Consider the following 18498-nt stretch of genomic DNA (forward strand, 5'->3'; position numbering starts at 1 on the left):
AACTCAGCAGTGAAACGATGCATCGCCGATGGTAGTGTGGGGTTTCCCCATGTGAGAGTAGGTCATCGTCAAGATTAAATTCCGAAACCCCTATCTGCGTATGCAGGTAGGGGTTTTGTTTTGTCCGAAGAAAAAACATCTGCTACGGAGTCCCCGCTGGGTTTGCGCCAGCTGTTGATTGCTCTTTTCTACGTGTCATCACCCGACGATCTACATGGAAAGTCTGGCATTGCTGTGCCTTACTCCAGACATAACTCATGGGGCAACGTCGATGCGGCGAAGAGGCGCAAAATTCTGGTTATGGACCAACACGCAGTTACCCCTTCATGCGCATGAAGAGGTACTCAGCAATGGGCTGCACATCGAGGTGCAGGCACGGGCCAGTCATGAGGGGGTTACCCAGGTATTTATAGGTGTCTACGGCACCGATGGCTGGGCGGTTTGCGAGGAGTCTCATGACCGGCACGCCGGTGAGCATTACTGCGCGGCGTTGAAGTGGGGCGCTCAGCGGGCGAGGGAGATTGTTGCGGATACCCAGGAGTTCGTCGCGCCGCATCGGGTGCAGGTGACTTTGAGTCCAGTGATTACCGATGAGCCGGAACTGGCCCTGCGGCGGATGGAAATGACCGAGCGCCAGTCTTTGAAACTCAGGTCCGAAGATGCCTGGTCGGAGTACCTGGCTGCCAAGGCAGCCATGCTGGAGCTGATGCGCTCAACCAGAGTCGATCCCAGGGTCTGGGCTGATAACAAGGAGCGGCTTAGGCAGGCCATCGATCGACGAGCCTGCGTACAACGGGCCTATCTGCGCTGACCCTGCCTCAGGTCTGGGAGCGTCGCAGATTTTCAATGGTTTCGATCAGATCATCATAGGACACCGGTTTTCCAATGTGCTGGTCAAAGCCCGATTGCCGTGATTTTTGAATGTCGCTGTGGGCGCCGTAGCCCGTCAGTGCAATGGCCGGCACATCCTTGACCAGCGGCAACTGACGCAATGCGCTCATCAGCTCGTGGCCATTCATGACCGGCATGCCCAAGTCAGAAATGATCAAGTCGAAGCGCGTGCTTTTTGCGGCATCCAAAGCCGCCACCGGACGGTCGAACGCAATCACTTGCGCGTCTTCCATTTCCAGCAGCATTTTCAAGGTTTCCAGTACATCGGCGGAGTCGTCGACCAGCAGGATCGTCAAACCGCTCAGCCTGCCAGAGGATTCTTCAACCTGAGTCGGGGTTTGCGGCTCATCTAGGGTGTGGGCCAAGGGCAGGTAAACCGTGAAGGTACACCCTGTTCCCACCCCGGCAGAGGTCACCTCAACCGTTCCCCGTTGGGCCTCGGTCAACTGGCGGACCAGTGACAAGCCGATTCCCAGTCCTTCACGGTTGTGGCTGACATGCTGCTTTTCAGCCTGGCCGAACAGGTCGAACACGTGATCGAGGTTCTCGGGGGCGATGCCTGCACCGTCGTCTTTGACGTCCAGCCGCGCCATGTTTCCAACCTGGCTGGCGATCATTTGCACGTGGCCGTTGGAGGGCGTGAATTTCAGCGCGTTATTCACCAGGTTCCAGATAATTTGCTCCAGGCGCGTCGGGTCGGCATGGACCATCAATGCGTCTGAAGGCACGTGCAGCTCGACGGTGGCGTCGTGTCGGTCGCTGAGCACGACGGCGTGAATATCGCGCAACACACTGGCCAGATCCACGGCGATGGGTTTCAGTTTCAGTTTGCCGGTACGGACCCGGGCGACATCCAGCAGATCATCGATGATTCTTGCCTGGCTGTTGACGGCGTCGCAGATGGTGTTGACGGCCTTGGCGGCCGGCTCCACAGACTTGGTCACCGGCAAGCGACGCAGCAGTTCTGCATTGAGCTGAATCAGGTTCAACGGATGTTTGAGTTCGTGGGACATGACCGCGAAGAATTCATCCTTGAGGTAATTGGTGTTGCGCGTTTCGGCCAGTTGTTGGCTCTGTTCTTCATGCTGGCGTTTATGGCCGGTCAGGTCGCGGGCGATTTTGACGTAGCCTTTGAGATTGTCGCCGCTGAGCAAGGTCACCTCGCCGCTGCAAAAGAAGCGGTTGCCGTCCTTGCGCACGTGCCAGCGCTCATCTTCGCTGCGGCCATGGGTGCGCACCGCCAGCAGTTCGTTTTCAGGCACGCCGGACGCGCGATCTTCAGGCGAGAAAATGAAGTCGTAATAGGCGCCCTCGGCCTCGGCCTTGCTGTAGCCGAAGATCAATTCGGCGCCTTTGTTCCAGGTGGTGATCACGCCCTGCTCATCAAGGGTGATGATGGCGTAGTCGCGCGTGCTTTCGGCGACCAGGCGCATGCGTTCTTCGCCCAGTCGCAGCTCTTCTTCAGCCGCACGACGTTTGGTGATGTCGATGAACGTCAGCACGGTGCCGTCGATATGGTCTTCACTGGAGCGATAGGGCAGCAGGCGGGCGATGTACCAGCGGTTGTCGGTGCTGCTGACTTCGCGTTCGATCATGTTCAGCGATTCGAACACCTGGGCCGCGTCTGCGACGATGTCCTCGTAATGCAGGCGATGGGTAATGTCGAGCAAGGAGCGCCCGGTATCCACCGGTAACATGCTGAAGATGTCAGTGGCACGCGGAGTGAACCACTTGATGCGCATGCTGCGATCGACAAACACCGTGGCGATGTCGGTGGAGGCAATCAGGTTGGTCAGGTAGTCGTTGATCTTGTCGGTTTCTTCGACTTTGGTTTTCAGCTCGTAGTTGACCGTCAACAGCTCTTCGTTGATCGACTGCAGCTCTTCCTTGCTGGTTTCCAGCTCCTCGGTGGCCGAACGCAGTTCTTCGTTGATCGCCTGCATTTCTTCGTTGGAAGCCTTGAGCTCTTCGCTGGAGACTTCCGATTGTTCGATGGTGTCCTGCAGGTGCAATTTGGTGCGTTGCAGTTCGCGCTCAAGGTTGGACAGCACCTGGCTTTCGGTCTGTAGCACAGTGGTGGCCGCTTGTTCGGCAGGGTCGACCTCGACTTCCTCGAAAATCACCAGGACGTATTCGCCGTCCGAATCTTCATCCTTGTAGGGATGCGCGACCAGATCAATCAGGTAACTGCGCTTGTCACGCTTGATCGGCACTTCGCGGGACTTGACCGGCAGGCCACTCTGCTGGACCTGGAACAGCGTGGTGCGGATTTCCAGGCGCAGTTCCGGAAGAATCAGTGTCAGCAAGTTCCGCGACAATTCGCCGCCAACATGACGCAGGAAGCGCCCGGCACTCTCGCTCATGTGCAGGATGTCGGCGTTGGCATCGACGATCACGCTCGGTGGTGCGGAGTGTTCGAGGGCGCGTTGATGGATATCGGCAAATGACAATTTACGCGGCGCGCTGCTTTGCGGGACCTGTTGGGAAGTGTTGGTCCGCACATAGCCTCCACGCGGCATGGTCGGTGTGCGCCGACTGTTGGCCGTGCCGGTCTTGGCGCGGAAAATCCGGTTGCGTTTATCCACCGGCGCGAACAATTCGTGGCACGCGTCTGCGCTCTCGGAAGAACCGAGGAACAGGAAGCCGCCGGGACGCAGGGCAAAGTGGAACATCTGGAGGATTTCGCGTTGCACTTCGCGATCCAGATAGATCAGCAGGTTGCGGCAAACGATCAGGTCGATCTGCGAGAAGGGCGGGTCGGACAACAGGCTGTGCTTGGCGAACAAGACCTTTTCGCGGATTTCCTTGCGGATCCGATAATGATCGTCTTCCTTGATGAAGTAGTGACGCAGCCGCGAGGGTGGCACATCGGTGACGATCGCCTGTGGATACAGGCCGGCCCGGCCGATGCTGATGGCGCGTTCGTCGATGTCGGTGGCGAACAGCTGCATCGACGCCGCGCTGGCGTCCAGTTGCAATTGATCGTTGAGCAGCATGGCCAGGCTGTAGGCTTCTTCGCCCGTGGAGCAGCCCGCGGACCAGACCCGGATTTCTTCTTTCTCGGGGTGTGCGGACACGGCGGCGCTGACCAGTTGCGGCACGACATCCCGCTCCAGGGCTTCGAAAGCCTCTCTGTCACGGAAGAAGTTGGTCACCCCGATCAGCATGTCGCCCAGCAGTGCCTTGGTTTCTTCGGGATTGTTCTGCAGATACTGGTAATAGGCACTCAGGTCCGACTGGCCGGTGACCTGCATGCGGCGTTCGATCCGGCGCAATACGGTGGCGCGTTTGTAGTGTTTGAAGTCATGGCCGGTGCCGGTGCGCAACTGAATCAGGATGTCGCGCAGGACCTGTTCGGCAAGAGCCGCGTCACGCTCGGACACCGTAGCAACGTTTTGCAGTTCTGGATCATTAGCGATGGGTAAAGTGATTTCCTTGGAGTTGCGCCATAGCTCCAGCAGTTTTTGCGGCATTTCCACCACAGGCAGCACCAGGTCAACCATGCGGGTTTCGATGGCGGCGCAAGGCATGCCATCGAATTCGGCGTCTTCCGGTGCCTGGACCAGTGTGATGCCACCTTGTTCCTTGATCCGTGACAAACCAACCGCGCCGTCCGAGCCGGTGCCCGACAACACCAGACAGAAGGCGCGCTCGCGGTGTACATCGGCCAGGTCGCGGAAAAACAGATCAATGGATGCGTGGCGACCTTCGCGCGGGTCTGTGGCGCTGACTTCCAGAAAGCCATCGTTCATTGCCAGCCGTTGCGCCGGTGAAATGACGTACACCCGGTTTTTCTCGATGGCCACCGTTTCGGTCACCTGCAGAACCGGCATCTTGGTCGATTCCTGGATGATCTTGTCAGCGATGCTCTGGTGATCGGGCGACAGATGGAGAATGATCACGAACGCCATGCCATTGTCTTGAGGCATGTTTTCAAAGAACAATTTGATCGCTTGCAGCCCGCCCGCTGACGCACCGATGCCCACCACCGGAAAGTCCAGGGTGCTGGGGATCAGGGCCTTTCGCTCGGTAGGGGTATCCGAGCGCTTGGGTTTGGTGGTCATGACTTAGGCCTTTAGCTACGACGTAAAGCGTGTTGATTTCAAGCGACAGGAAGCGCAATTCAATAGGTCAGGATAATCCCGTTTTTCAATAACACCTTCAAATATTTAGCTCGCCATGGGCGCCTCCATAGATTCTTTGACCGCCAAATGAGCGATTGCACTCCCGTTGCTTCAAGTGAATGCCTGTTCTGGCCGATAACCCGAACAGTCATGGTCTTCTTCTTAAATTGCCTGGAAATCTTCGATGCTGTCGTATCACCAAAAGCGTTTTTTGATCGTCGATGATTTCTCGGATTTTCGCAGTTCCGTCAGGTCCATGCTGCGCGAGCTGGGCGTCAAGGATGTCGACACCGCCGACACCGGTGAACAGGCGCTGCGTATGTGTTCGCAGAAGGCTTACGATTTCATCCTGCAGGACTTTCACCTGGGCGATGGCAAGAAGAACGGCCAGCAGGTGCTTGAGGACCTGATGATCGAGAAGCTGATCAGCCATGAGGCCGTGTTCGTCATGGTCACCGCCGAGACCAGTCAGGCGATGGTGCTCAGTGCGTTGGAACACGAACCCGATGCGTACCTGACCAAACCGTTCAACCGTTCCGGCCTGGCTCAACGCCTGGAGCGGCTGGAGCAACGCAAGACCTTGCTCAAGCCGATTCTGCAGGCCCTTGACCGGGGCAAACCGGTTGAAGTGCTCAATGCCTGCATCGCCCTGTGCAAGCAAGACATCCGCTACTCGCCGTTGTGCCTGCGCTACCGCGCCGATGCGTTGCGCGACCTTAATCAGAACGAGGCGCTGGAACGTCTCTACGACAGCATCATTGCCGATCGACCGTTGCCGTGGGCGTTTGCCGGGTTGGGTAAGCTGCTGTTCAAGCGTGGCCAGGTCGCTCAGGCCAAAGGCGTCTACGAAAAAGCCCTGAAAGTGTTCCCGATGATGCCGGCGCTCTACGACGGCATGGCCGATGTGCTGGTCGCCGAAGGCGACACCAAGGCGGCCCAGCGTGTGCTGGAAGAGGCGATCCGCTTGTCGCCGCTGGCGGTGCGCCGGCAAGCGCTGCTGGGTAAGTTGGCGATGACCAACGAAGATTTCGACACCGCCTCCAAAGCCTATCGTCAGGCCGTGGCGCAGGGCGCGCAGTCACGTTTCAAGGATGCGGAGAGCAACCTCGGCCTGGCCCATGCCTTGATCAGTAAAGGCAGCGAAAAAGGTCTGGATACCCGGACTCGACTGGAAATCAACACGACGCTGAGTGCGGTGGCCAAGGAAAACCCCTCCGACCCAGGTCTGCAGATTCGTGCGCGATTGATGAAAGCCACCAGTCTGCTGCTCAACGATGCCGAAACCGCCGAAAAGCTTACCGAGCAGGCGATGATGCGCCTCGATGGCATGGAACAGTTCATGAGCGCCGAAGCCGCGCTGCTGGTGGCCAAGCAACTGCAGATGCTCGGGCAGGCCAGCGCCGGTGCCTCGATGCTGAAAAACTGCGCGGAAATCTACGGCGACGACCCGACGGTGATGAAGGGCATCGCCAAGTTGACCGACGATCCGACCATCCTCAACTCCGGCAACGCCGCAGCCGATCTCAACCGTCAGGGCGTGCGGGTTTACAAGACCGGCAACCTGGTGGAGGCGCGGCAGGTGTTCCGCAAAGCCCTGGCGCTGCAACCGAAGAACATCAGCATCGCGCTGAACATGGCGCAGTCGCTGCTGCACGGCACCGACACCAGTGTCCCTTCGGCGGAGCTGGAGGAATGTCGGACGTGCCTGAAAATGGTCGGCCTGATGCCCGACACCGATGCGCGTTTTCCCCGTTATCAGAAGTTGCGAAGCAAGGCGTTTGGCGAATGAACAACAGCGAACAGGCACTCGATTTTTCCACGGTGATTGCCTCCACCGTGCACGACATGAAGAATTCCCTGGCGATGGTGATGCAGGCCCACAGCCAATGGTTGGCGCGCCTGCCGGATCCGCAGCAGCACACGCCGGAGCAGGGCGTGATCGAATTCGAATTCGCACACCTTAATGGCATGCTGGTGCAGTTGCTGGGGCTTTACAAACTCGGCGTCAACCAGATGCCGTTGCAACCGGCCTACCATGAACTGGATGACTTCATCGAAGCGCAATTGGCCTGCCACCAGGACGTGTTCGCCAGTCGCGGCATCATCGCGACCTATGAAGTGGACCCGCTGAGCCCTCTGGGTTTCTTCGACCGGGAGCTGATTGCTTCGGTGCTGAGCAACAGCATCAACAACGCGATTCGTTACGCCCGCCACGCGGTGTTGATCAGCGTCAGCGATGAAGCCGGGCAACTGGTGCTGACCGTCAACGACGATGGAGAGGGTTATCCACCCGAGATGATCGAGCGTCAGGCCGATTACGTGCAGGGCATCAACCACAGCAGCGGAAGCACTGGGCTGGGCCTGTACTTTGCCGGGCGGATTGCCGCACTTCATCAGCGCAACGGCGTGGGTGGACGCACCGAAATCAGCAATGGTGGCCCGCTGGGCGGCGGCGTGTTCAGCCTTTACCTCCCCTGACGGGGCTTTTTGTTGGCCGCTGCTTGATATTCCGAACAGGCGGAGCCTATTTTGTACGGGTCGCCGTTCGCGGCTCGCACAACAACAAAGGATTGCGTCATGACAACCGATGGCCATCGCTCACTCGCACAGCGATTGACGGGCATTGATGAGATTGAATGTGTCACCCCGGATTTGAATGGCGTACCCCGTGGCAAGGTCATGACCGCCGAAGGCTTTCTCGAGGGGCGGCGTTTGCAGATGGCGCGCGGGGTGCTGCTGCAATGCATCATGGGCGGATATCCGCTAGCGCGCTTTTACGGCAGCGATGATGGCGACCTGGCGCTGGTGCCCGACCCTGCACAGATCCATCGCTTGCCATGGAGCCAGCAACCGCGAGCCTTGGCTATTTGCGATGCTGACGAGCTGACCGGCGAAAGCTCGTCTCTGTCGACCCGCGGCCAACTCAAAGCCGTGATCGCGCGTTACGCGGCTCTCGGCCTGGCACCGGTGGTGGCGACCGAGCTGGAATTTTTTGTCTTCGCGCCCAATACCGACCCGACTCAACCGTTCCAGCCGCCGCTGGGCCTGGATGGTCGTCGCGAGGACGGTCATTCGGCGTTCAGTATCAGTTCCAATAATGGTTTGCGGCCGTTCTTCAGTGAAGTCTACGCCTGCATGGCGGCCCTGGGCCTGCCGCGCGATACCTTCATGCACGAGATGGGCATCAGCCAGTTCGAAATCAACCTGCTGCACGGCGACCCGCTGTTGCTGGCCGATCAGACACTCCTGTTCAAACATCTGCTTAAAGAAGTCGCGCTCAAGCATGGCCTGACCGTGGTTTGCATGGCCAAGCCGCTGGCGCACACGCCCGGCAGCTCGATGCATATTCACCAGAGCATCATCGAGATCGGCAGCGAGCGTAACGTGTTCAGCGACAAGGCTGGAGAGCCGACGGCGACCTTCCGTCATTTCATCGCGGGTCAGCAGGCTGGCATGGCGGATTTCACTGCGTTGTTCGCACCGAACGTGAACTCGTATCAGCGCTTGTGCCATCCGTATGCGTCGCCGAATAATGCCTGCTGGTCCCACGACAACCGTGCGGCCGGATTGCGTATTCCGGCCAGTTCTCCCGCCGCTCGTCGGGTCGAGAACCGCTTGCCGGGGGCTGATGCAAATCCTTACCTGGCGATCGCCGCCAGCCTTGCCGCAGGGTTGTATGGCATTGAGCACAAACTGGAGCCGAGCGAGCCGATCCAGGGCGAATTTGAAGTACCGGACAATCTTTCGTTGCCGTGTACCTTGCATGCGGCTCTTGAGCGTCTGAAACGTAGTCAATTGGCGAAGGAACTGTTTGGCAAGGAGTTCATCGAAGGCTACATCGCCTCGAAGACCATGGAGTTGACCAGCTTCTTTGATGAAATTACTCCCTGGGAACGGCGTGTTTTAGCGGCCCAGGCCTGACGATCCGTCGACATCAGGCTATCGTTTGTCGGTAGCCTGAAACTCACTGCAAGGAGCCGCTCGGAACGCCGATGCGCCAAATCTGGAAACCCTTTCGAGCGCTTTATTTTGCCTCGCTGATGATGTTGATCGGCTCTGGCCTGTTGAGTACTTACCTGGCCTTGCGCCTGGCGGCCGACCACGTCGACAGCCTGTGGGTCGGTGCGTTGATGGCAGCCAACTATTGCGGCCTGGTGCTGGGTGGCAAGATCGGCCACCGGTTGATCGCCCGGGTCGGGCATATTCGCGCCTATTCGGCCTGCGCCGGGATTGTCGGTGCGGCGGTGCTGGGCCATGGCCTGGTGGACTGGTTGCCGGCCTGGATCTTCCTGCGGGTCATCGTCGGCCTCGGCATGATGTGCCAATACATGGTCATCGAAAGCTGGCTCAATGAGCAGGCTGAAGCCACGCAGCGGGGGACGGTATTCAGCGGCTACATGATCGCCTCGTATCTGGGGCTGGTGCTGGGTCAATTGATTCTGGTCATGCACCCGGGCCTGGGTCTTGAGCTGCTGATGCTGGTCGCCTTGTGCTTCGCGCTGTGCCTGGTGCCGGTGGCCCTGACTCGGCGGATTCACCCGGCGCCGTTGCACCCGGCACCGATGGAGCCGCGGTTCTTCATCAAGCGCGTGCCGCAGTCGTTGAGCACGGTGCTGGGGGCAGGGCTGATCATCGGTTCGTTCTACGGTCTGGCTCCGCTGTATGCCTCACAGCAGGGATTGTCCACGGAGCAGGTCGGTCTGTTCATGGGTAGCTGCATTTTTGCCGGGTTGCTGGTGCAATGGCCGTTGGGCTGGCTGTCCGACCGTTATGACCGGGCGTTGTTGATCCGCTGTTTTGCGCTGGTCCTGGCGCTTACCGCGTTGCCGCTGGCAATCATGCAACAGGTACCGCTGGAGATTTTGTTTATCACCGGGTTCTGCTGTTCGCTGGTGATGTTCTGCCTGTATCCGTTGGCGGTGGCATTCTCCAACGACCACGTCGAGGGCGATCGCCGGGTGTCCCTGACGGCGATGCTGTTGGTGACCTACGGTGTCGGCGCCAGTATCGGGCCGCTGGTGGCCGGGGTGCTGATGAAGCTGTTCGGCAGCCACATGCTCTATGCCTTCTTCAGTTTCTTCGCGTTGGTACTGGTGTGGCGGATTCGCCCGAAAGCGGTGACCAACCTGCATGTGGTGGACGATGCACCGCTGCATCACGTCGCCATGCCGGACAGTATGTCGAGTTCGCCACTGGTGGCTTGCCTTGACCCGCGGGTCGATGAGCAAGTTGTCCAGGAGCAGATGCAGAACCCGATCAACCCTGAGCCGGACCCGGAACCTGAACCTGAATCAGGGCCCGAAACCGATCCGACACCCGAAGACCCTGATGCACCTCGCGAGCAAAGTTTTACCGAGGCCAGGCCATAACGCATAAAAACAACGCATAAAAAAACGGGCAGTCACCGCAAGGGACTGCCCGTTTTCTATTGAAGCGTCTTATTACATGTCGTCTTTGTCGAAGCGCCGCGCTTCGCGCTGAAGCTGATAGACGAACCGCTCGACCTGCCGCTGCACCAGCCCGCTCATGTTGTGAAAGCGTACGCCGGCGAAGGTGGTGGAGATCCTTTCTTCGAAGTGCAGGTAACGCAGCTCGACCGGTGCCGTCATGTTGCCAAAGGGCAGGGCGGCGATGAAGCGGTCATACACCTGGCCCAGTTGCAGGCTGGCGGTGATGTCGCCTTCGAAGCGCAACTTGCAGCCGGTGGCGGAGATGTCCAAGAGCTTGCCGCTGATCGGCGACTTGAGCTTTTCACCGCCCAGATCGACGTTGACCAGTTGTGCCAGCTTCAATGCTGCGCGGAATGCATTGCGACGCTGGTGGTAAACCACCTGGGCGGGCAGGGCGCCACGGTAGCAGCGACCGCCAGCGGATTCGTCGATGGTCAACGGGCCGTTGCTTTCCCAGGCAATACGCACGCCGTCGTGAAAGCCTTCGACCTTGAACGGTTCGCCGGCGAGCAGGAAGCGTTCACCATCGCGGGGAATCATTTCGTCCAGGGCCATCATGTTGCTGTCACGGTCAATGTCCACCAGATAACTCTGGAAGCGCTGGCTGCGCTCATGGAACGTGATGATCAGCGGGTCATGGCTGTCTTGCAGCTGGCGCAGGGTGCCGGAGATCTCCAACGGCGTGGTGAGCACCTTGGGTGGCTGCGGAGCATCTTCCGCGCTTAAGGCATTGAACACGGTTCATCCATCTCCAGGCAAAATATGACTACGGCTGGCCAGCATATTGCCAGCATGTTGCGCGTCTTGATAGTGCGCGCTTTTCGGCAGGCTCAAGCCTGACTGAGCGGGCGTGGCTTCGCAAGCATGGAGGTTGATCCGCGCGCATCGTAGAGCGCTGGCGGCTCGCCGCCGTTGAGGATTTTCAACTGATTGGCCGTCGCGGCCTGTTGCACCAGAATCGACTGGCCATTCTTGACGTTGATCGCCTGGCACTGAGCCAGAAGATCGGTCAATACGTCGCTCTGCTCCAATAGCTGATCACCAATGCTCGAATGGCTGGCAAGTTGCTCCAGGCCATTGTGATTGGTCGGCAGGTTGAGGCTGGCGAGGATTTCACTGCGCTTGCGGCCATGCTGATCGAGCAAAATGATCAATGCCTGTTTCTGCGCCAGAATCTCTTCGAGCAGTGGCATGTCACGACCGTGCAAGGCGAGGGACTCGGTTTGCAGTAACTCCAGCAAGTGCTGTGCCGGAGCAAAATCGTCGGTGATCAGTTGCAGTAAATTAGTGTCGTGCATGGCTGGCCTTGGGTTTTAAGCGTCCAAAAGCCTGGCGCAGGCCTTGGCCTAGCGCTGGGCTTCGAAGTTGAGCAGTTTGCTGGCTACACGGTTGCTGTCGACTTTGTAGCTGCCATCGGCAATCGCTGCTTTCAACTCGGCCACGCGGGCGTTGTCGACGGCAGGCTGATCGCGCAGCTTGTCAGTGACCTTCTGCAACTGTTGAGCCTCATCGCTGAGATGTACCGATTCCCCGCTTTTGACGGTACTGGCCTGTTCGGCCGGGGTATTCAGCGGTGCGGGCTTGCCGGCTTCGGCGGTTTCCTTCGCGGTGCTGGTACGTGTACTGCCGGTAAGTGACGAGGAACTGTTTAAACGACTGAAATCGATAACCATGACAAAAAACCTCTGGGTATTTGGACGCTTGCCATGTTTTCGGCCATACCCGGAAAAACTTTAGGCCCAATTATCAATGAGCTTGCGCGCGTCAACGCTTGCCCTGCATAGGGCACAGTCTAGGGAACAGTCGAGTGGCGCGCCACATCTTCACAAACAGAGAGTTCTCTACATCGCTACTTCCACTTGGCCGGGCGCGATGACTTGCGCCTTGATGACCCGCTGGGAGTTGAGGTTTTTCACCCGGATCTGTTCGCGCAAGCCGCCGTTGGACAGCGCTTCACCCGGCATGCGTACGCTCAGCGTTCCACTGCGGGCGGTAATCACCACCTGGTCGCCCTTGCTGATGACTTCTGCCTGTTCCATGTGCACCTGGGTCATGACCTGATCGGCGACCATTGGTCGGGTAAGTTTCTGCCCGATCGCCTGGTCGACGGAAGTCAGGTAACCCTGGCTGATCAGGCTGATGTCACGCTCGCGCAGGGTCACATCCTGGGGCTCGACGATACCGGCGCGTCGCAGCGGGCGGGTGGTGGTGACAATGTCGCGAAACAGGCGCACTTGAGCGGGTACGAAGACCGTCCAGGGCGAAGCGCCCTCGCAGCGAACCTTGACCGTAACCCGGCCCAGGGGCGTGGCGGGGCTCTCCAGGGACGCTGTCAATTCCTTGTCGCACATGGGCATGCGCAGCCGCGGATCGAGCTGCTTGACCTCGATTTCGTAGCGGCCTTCCGTTTGACTGGTGGCCAGATAGTCTTCTACGGTGAATTCAAGAAAGCCCTGGGTGACGCCGATAAGCATGTCAGGCAAGGTAACCGCGTCAGCAAGGGCAGGGCAGCCAGCGTTGAACAGGCAGACGGCCGACACCGCGCAAAGCAATTTGCGGGCGTTTGATGTCAGGCGTCGGAAAAATGTCGTTTCTGTGTTCATAAGAGTTAAAAAGCAAGCGCCGTGCCGTTTAGTGATGAATGCGCGTCGCAACACACTTAAGCGTTGGTGTAGGAGTCTGTGCATGGCTGGTGTAATGGATGCGGTAAACCAGCGCACGCAACTGGTAGGGCAGAATCGCCTTGAGCTGTTGTTGTTCCGTCTCGACGGCCAGCAGCTGTATGGGATCAACGTGTTCAAGGTTCGGGAGGTGCTGCAATGCCCCAAACTGACGCTGATGCCAAAATCCAGTCCTGTCGTGTGCGGTGTGGCAAATATTCGGGGGGCGACCATTCCGATTCTTGATCTGGCGATGGCGACCGGCTCCGGTGCGCTGAAAGATCAAAGCAATCCCTTCGTGATCATCACGGAGTACAACACCAAGACCCAGGGTTTCCTGGTGCGGTCAGTGGAACGCATCGTCAACATGAATTGGGAGGAGATTCATCCGCCACCCAAGGGCACGGGACGCGATCATTACCTGACGGCTGTGACTCGGGTCGACAATCAGTTAGTCGAAATCATCGACGTCGAGAAAGTGCTGGCAGAAGTGGCGCCGACACCGGAAGCGATTTCCGTCGGCGTGGTGGATGTAGAAACCCAGCACAAGGCGCTCTCTTTGCGAGTACTGACGGTCGATGACTCGTCGGTGGCGCGCAAGCAGGTGACCCGTTGCCTGCAGACGGTCGGTGTCGAAGTGGTGGCGTTGAACGACGGTCGGCAAGCGCTGGATTACCTGCGCAAGCTGGTCGACGAGGGCAAGAAGCCGGAAGAAGAGTTCCTGATGATGATTTCCGACATCGAGATGCCGGAGATGGACGGGTACACCCTCACGGCCGAGATCCGCAACGACCCGCGCATGCAAAAGCTTCACATCATCCTGCATACTTCGTTGTCGGGTGTATTCAATCAGGCGATGGTCAAGAAGGTCGGTGCCGATGACTTCCTTGCCAAATTCCGTCCTGATGACCTGGCATCCCGGGTAGTCAGCCGGATCAAAGCAGCAGACATCAGCTAGGGGCCTTTTGCCCCTAACGATTAATACGATTTAAGAGGCGGTATCTTTGTCTACGGGTAATTTGGATTTCGAACAGTTCCGGGTCTTCCTGGAAAAAGCCTGTGGCATTTTGCTCGGTGAAAACAAGCAATACCTGGTCTCGAGCCGTCTCAACAAACTGATGGAACAGCAAGGCATCAAGTCCCTGGGTGAGCTGGTCCAGCGCATCCAGACCCAGCCGCGCAGCGGTTTGCGCGAGATGGTGGTGGATGCCATGACCACTAACGAAACCCTGTGGTTTCGTGACACCTATCCGTTTGAAGTCTTGAAGAACAAGGTGCTGCCCGCAGCGATCAAGGCCGCCCCTGGCCAGCGTCTGCGGATCTGGTCGGCGGCCTGTTCGTCGGGTCAGGAACCGTATTCGCTGTCGATGTCGATCGATGAGTTCGAGCGCGTGAACATGGGCCAGTTGAAGATGGGCGTGCAGATCGTTGCCACCGATCTGTCCGGCACCATGCTGACCAACTGCAAGACCGGCGAATACGACAGCCTGGCCATCGGCCGTGGCCTGTCGCCCGAGCGCCTTCAACGTTACTTCGACCCAAAAGGGCCGGGACGCTGGGCCATCAAGGCACCGATCAAGAGCCGGGTGGAGTTTCGCTCGTTCAACCTGCTGGACAGCTACGCGGCGCTGGGCAAGTTTGACATCGTGTTCTGCCGCAACGTGCTGATCTACTTCTCCGCCGAGGTGAAGAAGGACATCCTGTTGCGCATTCACAGCACGTTGAAGCCGGGCGGTTATCTGTTCCTCGGTGCTTCCGAGGCGCTGAACGGTTTGCCGGATCATTACCAGATGGTCCAGTGCAGCCCGGGGATCATTTACCAGGCGAAGTGATTCGTTGGCGTCATCAAAAAACGGGAGTCCTCAGGGGCTCCCGTTTTTTTTGCCTGATGATTTTCCCGGCACCACCACGATCCAATGTGGGAGCGGGCTTGCTCGCGAAGGCGTCGTGTCAGTCGACATCAGCTTTGACTGGCACACCGCTTTCGCGAGCAAGCCCGCTCCCACAGGGTCAGGTGGTGTTCTTTCTACCGTGATAAGCGGCAGAAAAGCGGCAGGCGGCGGAAATCGGTTGCCGCTTTTCTGGCATTGCCACATTGCCACTGCCCGCAAAGCCCCGGTTTATGGGCTTTTTTGAATTGGCACGACGCTTGCTTTGTCCCTGTTACGAAAAATCAGGTCACCCGAAGGTTTCCGACATGAGCATCAGCTTCGATAAAGCGCTCGGTATCCACGAACAAGCCCTGGGCTTCCGCGCCCAGCGTGCCGAAGTCCTGGCCAACAACATCGCCAACGCCGACACCCCGAACTACAAGGCTCGGGATCTGGACTTCTCCAAAGTGCTCGCCGCACAGAACGAGAAGACCAAGAGCGGATCTTTCGCCTTGAACATGACCAACAGCCGTCATATCGAAGCCGAAGGTCTGGGCAATGGCGACGAGTCGTTGATGTATCGCACGCCGATGCAACCGTCGATCGACCAGAACACCGTGGACGCACAGCTGGAACAGTCGAACTACGCGGAAAACGCGGTCAACTTCCAGGCCAGCTTCACCCTGCTCAACAGCAAATTCAAAGGGCTGGTATCAGCCCTTCGTGGAGAGTAAGTCATGTCTCTAGCCAGTGTTTTCAACATTGCCGGTAGCGGCATGAGTGCTCAGACCACTCGCCTGAACACCGTCGCCAGTAACATCGCCAACGCCGAGACCGTCTCGTCGAGCATCGACCAGACCTACCGTGCACGGCACCCGGTATTCGCCACCATGTTCCAGGGCGGGCAGAGCGGCGGCAGCGATTCGCTGTTCCAGAACCAGGACGCCGCCGGTCAAGGCGTGCAAGTGCTGGGCGTGGTCGAAGACCAGAGCAACCTTGAGGCGCGCTACGAGCCGAACCATCCGGCGGCCGACGCCAAGGGCTACGTCTACTACCCGAACGTCAACGTGGTGGAAGAAATGGCTGACATGATTTCCGCGAGCCGTTCGTTCCAGACCAACGCCGAAATGATGAACACCGCCAAAACCATGATGCAGAAGGTCCTGACCCTCGGTCAGTGATAAGGGGCGACTCAGATGAGTGTTACTGATACCACCAGTAGTTTGAGCCTCAAGGACATCCTGGCCAACTCCTCGATCAAGACCAGCGCCAGTGCCGACGGCCTGGCGTCGGCGACGAACAGCGCCACCGGCAAAAAAGCCCTGGGCAAGGACGCGTTCCTGCAGTTGCTGGTAACGCAACTGAAAAACCAGAACCCGCTGGAGCCGCAAGACAACGGTGCGTTCGTCGCCCAGTTGGCGCAGTTCAGTAGCCTGGAAGGCATCACCACGCTCAACGACACCGTCAGCGGCCTGGCGAGCAATTACAACTCGTCCCAGGCATTGCAGGCGTCGTCGCTGGTCGGGCGTTCGGTCATTGCACCAGGCGGATCGGCGGTGGTCGATACCTCCAAGAGTTTCACCGGCACCGTTGCCGTACCGGCGTCGGTGGACCCGGTCACGGTCAAGATCACCGATGCCGATGGCAAAGTTGTCCGCACCATCGGCCTGGGCAGCCAGAACGCCGGTACTTCCAGCTTCATCTGGGACGGCAAAAACGATGCAGGCGAAGTGGCCAAGGCGGGTACCTATACCTTCGGCGCTACGGCGACCTACGACGGCAAGGCGACCTCGCTGGTGACGTACCTGCCGGCAACGGTCAACAGCGTGACCATCAGCCAGACCGGCGGTGAGTTGATGCTCAACCTGGCCGGGCTCGGCAGCATCGCCCTGTCCAAAGTACAAACTATTGGTATGTAGAGCCGACTAACACGGCACAAAGGAGTGGATTATGTCTTTCAATATCGGCCTTAGCGGTCTCTATGCAGCCAACAAACAACTGGACGTGACCGGCAACAACATCGCCAACGTCGCGACCACCGGTTTCAAATCGTCCCGTGCGGAATTCGAAGACGTTTACTCGGCCACCAAGCTGGGTTCGGGCAGCAAAACCATCGGTAACGGTGTGCGCCTGGCCAACGTTTCCCAGCAGTTCACCCAGGGTGACATCAACAACACCGGCAACGTACTGGACATGGGCATCAACGGTTCCGGCTTCTTCGTGCTGAGCGAGAACGGGTCGATGTCCTACACCCGTTCCGGAACGTTCAAGGTCGACAAGGACGGTTACGTCACCAATAGCGATGGCTCTGCGCGTCTGCAGGGTTATGGCGTGGATGCCAATGGCAAGATCCTCAACGGCGTTTTGACTGACCTGCGTATCGATACTTCGAACCTGGCGCCAAAAAACACCTCCACGGTTTCGTCGACGATCAACCTGAACTCCACAGCTCCCATCATCAACCAGACGACCAATCCGTTTGACCCGTCCAAGGAAGCGTCTTTCACCAAGCAGTTCAGTACCCCGATTTACGATACCCAGGGTAACAAGCACATCATGGATCAATACATGGTGAAGACTGCTGACAACACCTGGAAGACCTACACCCTGATCGAGGGTCGCAACCCGGATGGCAGTGACCCTACCAATCCTCTTACTCCTCCTGTCGCTTCGACCATGAACTTCGACAGCGCCGGCAAGCTGACTTCGGTCACCACACCGGTTGTCCCGGCGACCGTTCCGCCATCTGTGGTAACCAGCCCAGACCTGAAAGTCACAGGCTGGATTCCGGGTAACGTGATCAATGGCGTGTGGACAGCCAATGGCGCGGCCTCTGGTGTCGTCACGGTCTCCATGGACAAAACCACGCAGTACAACGCTGACACCGCGCGTTCGATTCCTTCGCAGAACGGCTACGCTACCGGCCAGATCACCAACCTGACCATCGACACCAGCGGTGTCATGCTGGCCAACTTCAGCAACAGCCAGACCAAGCCCATCGGCCAGATCTCGCTCGCCAGCTTCACCAACGAACAAGGTTTGCAGCCGGTAGGCGGCACCAGTTGGAAAGAAACCTACTCGTCGGGTATCCCGGGCTACGATGCGCCGAACACCGGTACCTTGGGCGAGATCCACTCCAACTCTCTGGAAGAGTCCAACGTCAACCTGACCAATGAACTGGTCGACCTGATCAAGGCGCAGAGCAACTACCAGGCGAACGCCAAGACCATATCGACTCAAAGCACCATCATGCAGACCATCATTCAGATGACCTGATGCTGGATAGCGCTGCATAAAGAACCCCTCGCAAGAGGGGTTTTTTTATGACCGGGATTTGTCCCTGACGCAGGCATTCTGGTTACCTGTGCTGGCCTCATCGCGAGCAGGCTCGCTTGTATGGTAGGACTTGAAGGGAGGAGGAGGGACAAGGCTCGATTCCGACTGTTGACGCAGTACAGACCGTGGGAGATTTCGCCCCTCCTCCTTTCACCCAAGCGCCGAT

The 18498-nt window shown here is 58.4% G+C and carries 16 protein-coding genes; 11 read left to right on the plus strand and 5 right to left on the minus strand.

Going from position 1 to position 18498, the window contains the following annotated elements:
- The first annotated feature begins 271 nt into the window (after positions 1–271).
- Complete coding sequence (locus KW848_RS30480; protein ID WP_218539056.1) at positions 272–811, plus strand: hypothetical protein; 540 nt, start codon at positions 272–274, stop codon at positions 809–811.
- 7 nt (positions 812–818) lie between these two features.
- On the opposite strand, the gene KW848_RS30485 is transcribed toward KW848_RS30480, so the two are convergent.
- Entirely contained in the window at positions 819–4955 is a 4137-nt protein-coding gene (locus tag KW848_RS30485; protein ID WP_218539057.1) for a CheR family methyltransferase, read from the minus strand.
- Between the two features lie 244 nt (positions 4956–5199).
- On the opposite strand from KW848_RS30485, the gene KW848_RS30490 reads away from it, so the two are divergent.
- From KW848_RS30490 to KW848_RS30505, 4 genes are all read left to right on the plus strand, one after another.
- A complete protein-coding gene (locus KW848_RS30490) occupies positions 5200–6804 on the plus strand; it encodes a tetratricopeptide repeat-containing response regulator (RefSeq protein WP_111451678.1) in 1605 nt (534 codons plus the stop codon).
- Positions 6801–7493 carry a sensor histidine kinase KdpD gene (locus KW848_RS30495; protein WP_218539058.1) on the plus strand — a complete coding sequence of 231 codons (693 nt, stop codon included), beginning with the start codon at positions 6801–6803 and terminating at the stop codon, positions 7491–7493. Before KW848_RS30490 ends, KW848_RS30495 begins: the two co-directional genes overlap by 4 nt.
- 201 nt (positions 7494–7694) lie before the next feature.
- Entirely contained in the window at positions 7695–8936 is a 1242-nt protein-coding gene (locus KW848_RS30500) for a glutamine synthetase family protein (RefSeq protein WP_218539066.1), read from the plus strand.
- 71 nt (positions 8937–9007) lie between these two features.
- Positions 9008–10384, plus strand: a complete 1377-nt coding sequence (locus KW848_RS30505; RefSeq protein WP_218539059.1) for an MFS transporter — start codon at positions 9008–9010, stop codon at positions 10382–10384.
- Positions 10385–10456: 72 nt separating this feature from the next.
- On the opposite strand, the gene KW848_RS30510 is transcribed toward KW848_RS30505, so the two are convergent.
- From KW848_RS30510 to flgA, 4 genes are all read right to left on the minus strand, one after another.
- Entirely contained in the window at positions 10457–11203 is a 747-nt protein-coding gene (locus KW848_RS30510) for a flagellar brake protein (RefSeq protein ID WP_218539060.1), read from the minus strand.
- Positions 11204–11295: 92 nt separating this feature from the next.
- Entirely contained in the window at positions 11296–11763 is a 468-nt protein-coding gene (locus tag KW848_RS30515; protein WP_218539061.1) for a flagella synthesis protein FlgN, read from the minus strand.
- Positions 11764–11811: 48 nt separating this feature from the next.
- Positions 11812–12138 (minus strand): flagellar biosynthesis anti-sigma factor FlgM, encoded by a 327-nt coding sequence (gene flgM / locus KW848_RS30520; protein ID WP_111451684.1) that lies wholly within the window; start codon positions 12136–12138, stop codon positions 11812–11814.
- Positions 12139–12306: 168 nt separating this feature from the next.
- The gene (flgA, locus tag KW848_RS30525) at positions 12307–13068 is read right to left on the minus strand and encodes a flagellar basal body P-ring formation chaperone FlgA (protein WP_218539062.1); all 762 of its coding nucleotides are present in this window, start codon (positions 13066–13068) and stop codon (positions 12307–12309) included.
- A gap of 82 nt (positions 13069–13150) precedes the next feature.
- Between flgA and KW848_RS30530 the strand changes: the two genes are divergently transcribed.
- From KW848_RS30530 to flgE, 6 genes are all read left to right on the plus strand, one after another.
- The gene (locus KW848_RS30530; RefSeq protein ID WP_218539063.1) at positions 13151–14083 is read left to right on the plus strand and encodes a chemotaxis protein CheV; all 933 of its coding nucleotides are present in this window, start codon (positions 13151–13153) and stop codon (positions 14081–14083) included.
- 46 nt (positions 14084–14129) lie between these two features.
- The gene (gene cheR, locus KW848_RS30535; RefSeq protein WP_074879171.1) at positions 14130–14957 is read left to right on the plus strand and encodes a protein-glutamate O-methyltransferase CheR; all 828 of its coding nucleotides are present in this window, start codon (positions 14130–14132) and stop codon (positions 14955–14957) included.
- 365 nt (positions 14958–15322) lie between these two features.
- Positions 15323–15730, plus strand: coding sequence for a flagellar basal body rod protein FlgB (gene flgB, locus KW848_RS30540; RefSeq protein WP_008147960.1), 408 nt, complete (start codon positions 15323–15325; stop codon positions 15728–15730).
- Between the two features lie 3 nt (positions 15731–15733).
- Positions 15734–16177 (plus strand): flagellar basal body rod protein FlgC, encoded by a 444-nt coding sequence (gene flgC / locus KW848_RS30545; RefSeq protein ID WP_046046514.1) that lies wholly within the window; start codon positions 15734–15736, stop codon positions 16175–16177.
- Between the two features lie 15 nt (positions 16178–16192).
- Entirely contained in the window at positions 16193–16915 is a 723-nt protein-coding gene (gene flgD, locus KW848_RS30550; protein WP_218539064.1) for a flagellar hook assembly protein FlgD, read from the plus strand.
- A 31-nt stretch (positions 16916–16946) separates the two neighbouring features.
- Entirely contained in the window at positions 16947–18272 is a 1326-nt protein-coding gene (flgE, locus tag KW848_RS30555) for a flagellar hook protein FlgE (RefSeq protein WP_218539065.1), read from the plus strand.
- Positions 18273–18498 lie beyond the last annotated feature (226 nt).

This window comes from Pseudomonas sp. PDM25, assembly GCF_019219045.1.
Lineage (GTDB): Bacteria > Pseudomonadota > Gammaproteobacteria > Pseudomonadales > Pseudomonadaceae > Aquipseudomonas.